At 42.7% G+C, this 2667-nt stretch carries 1 protein-coding gene and 3 pseudogenes; all 4 read left to right on the top strand.

The window, feature by feature from the left end; translation table 11 throughout:
- A partial coding sequence (locus REG_RS14965) for an Hpt domain-containing protein (RefSeq protein WP_339739785.1) occupies positions 1-364 on the top strand: 364 nt, incomplete at its 5' end.
- 54 nt (positions 365-418) lie between these two features.
- A pseudogene (locus REG_RS09985) lies at positions 419-1049 on the top strand (two component system response regulator).
- Between the two features lie 221 nt (positions 1050-1270).
- A pseudogene (gene lgt, locus REG_RS09980) lies at positions 1271-2154 on the top strand (prolipoprotein diacylglyceryl transferase).
- 11 nt (positions 2155-2165) lie between these two features.
- Positions 2166-2667 (top strand): annotated as a pseudogene (gene thyA, locus REG_RS09975) (thymidylate synthase); the annotation flags it as partial.

The raw sequence follows: 2667 nt of genomic DNA, 5'->3' as shown, positions 1-2667 counted from the left end.
TTTAGCCACACAATTTCAATTAGAACGCGATATCCCACTGTTACCACAATCAGTCGCGCCAAAACCCATGCTTGATCTGACTGATCATCAATTAAGTAAGAAAATAAAGCAGGCACTATTGATGTTAGTACAAAAGATTACTGAATCAATCGACGATACCAGTGCTTTGTTACATCATCTCCACACATTAAAAGGCTGTGCCGGACAGGCGGGCCTGACAGAACTTCAAAACAACACTGCTGAGCTGGAAACCTGTCTTCACGCCGGTGGTGCAGTAACGAAGAAAGAGGTAGAGACACTATATCAGCTAATCAGTTTTCATTTTGATGATGTAATGAACACCACAGCTGATAAAACTGACTGAATTATCTGTATCTATAAGATAGTTGTACGGTAGCAAATAAAAGGAAATAAATTCATGAATGTCAAAATATTAATTGTTGATGACCATGAGCTCATTATTAATGGGATAAAAAAATATGCTTTCCCCTTACCCACGTTATCAAGTTGTGGGTCAAGCAGAGAATGGGTTGGATGTTCGTTGCATGTGTCAAAAAACTGAGCCAGATATGGTCATTCTCGATTTAGGATTACCTGGTATGGATGGGCAAGATGTTAGCGTAGATTTATTGCGCCGTTGGCCTCGGTTACGTATCTTGGCATTAACTGCCCGACAAGAAGAATATTATGTTAGTCAAATATTAAACATCGGGGCACTGGGTTATGTACTGAAAAAAAGTCCACAAGAAGTTCTGCTTGCTGCCATACAGACGATCATGGCAGGCAAGCGTTATATTGATCCGGCGTTGGATCACGACCAAGTATTACAACTGATGAAAACCTGTCACAATCCTTCGTCACTTACCCCCCGTGAACGACAAGTGCTCAAATTAATCACAGAAGGAGCCTGTAACCGGGTGATTGCTGAGAAGCTGACCATCAGTAAAAAAACGGTAGAAACCCATCGTCTTAATATGATGAGAAAGCTCGATGTGCACAAAGTTGCCGATCTTATTGATTGGTCACATCGATTGGGATTCAGGAAATAGGATCCATGATAATAAAAATCAATAGATACCTTTCGTCTTTGAAGTTGCCTTCGGCTGCCAGGACGATCGACCGATGAACGTAGATAGACTACGTGATTCGGCGAGCACCCGCAGCCAACAACGCGGCAGCTTCAAAGGCGAAGGGTAGAGAACTTTCAAAAAAATAATAAATTAAGCTATGCTACCATTCCATTCTTACTTACCCTTCTGGGGAAAAATAGATGATCGATAACTATTTAGCGTTTCCTCAATTTGATCCGATTATTTTTTCAATCGGTTCTGTTTCTCTCCACTGGTACGGTTTGATGTACCTGATTGGTTTTGTTTTTGCCCTGTGGCTAGCAATCCGCAGAGCGAATAAACCAGGCAGTCATTGGAGCAAAGAAGCAGTCGAAAATCTGCTGTATTCAGGTTTTTGGGGGTGTTTATCGGAGGACGTGTCGGTTACGTCCTGTTTTATAATTTTTCCCAATTTCTCGAGGATCCACTTTATCTCTTCAAAGTATGGGATGGCGGTATGTCGTTCCATGGCGGGCTGATCGGTGTGATCGCTGTCATGTTATGGTTTGCACGGCGCACAAAGCGTCATTTTTTCCAAGTCTCTGATTTTATCGCGCCACTTATTCCCTTTGGTTTAGGCGCCGGGCGTTTAGGTAACTTTATTAATGGTGAATTATGGGGAAGAGTCACAATAAACACGCCTTGGGCTATGTTATTTCCAACCTCGCAGAGTGAAGACATTAAAATAGCCCCTACTCATGCTGCTTGGCAAAATATACTACAGCAATACGGCCTCTTACCGCGCCATCCCTCTCAATTGTATGAAATGATCCTTGAAGGTATCGTGCTTTTTATCCTGCTGAATCTCTTTATTCGCAAACCACGGCCGATGGGAAGTGTTTCCGGCCTATTTCTTATTGGTTATGGTATTTTCCGTATTATTGTAGAATATTTCCGCCAGCCGGATGCGCAAATCGGTTTACTTGATGGTGTCATCAGTATGGGACAACTGTTATCGATACCGATGGTTTTGACTGGGGTAATAATAATGATTTGGGCCTATAGCCACAGCCCTTCAAAGGCAGAGGGTAACCCAGCGTTGTAACGAGAGGCATCATGCAACAATATTTAGCTTTAATGAAAAAAGTACTAGAAGAAGGCACTACTAAAAAAGACAGAACTGGTACCGGTACCCTGTCGATCTTTGGACATCAAATGCGTTTTAATTTACAGAACGGCTTTCCCTTGGTGACCACCAAACGTTGTTATACAAAAGCGATTATCCATGAGCTGTTATGGTTTCTAAAAGGGGATACTAACATCGCCTATTTAAAAGAAAATGACGTTACTATCTGGAATGAATGGGTGGATGAACAAGGCGATCTCGGCCCGGTATACGGCAAACAATGGCGTAGCTGGGGCACGGCGGATGGCCGTCACATTGACCAGCTCGATCTCCTGGTTAACGAGATAAAGAAAAATCCCGATTCACGGCGCCTGGTGGTTTCTGCTTGGAATGTCGGTGAACTTGATAAGATGGCGTTAGCCCCTTGTCATGCCTTTTTTTCAATTTTATGTCGCTGACAACAAACTTTCATGCCAGTTATATCAACGATCA

Source organism: Candidatus Regiella insecticola LSR1, from assembly GCF_000143625.1.
GTDB lineage: Bacteria > Pseudomonadota > Gammaproteobacteria > Enterobacterales > Enterobacteriaceae > Regiella > Regiella insecticola.
The sequence above is the reverse complement of the archived record's forward strand: the minus strand, read 5'-3'. Positions and strand labels throughout refer to the sequence as shown.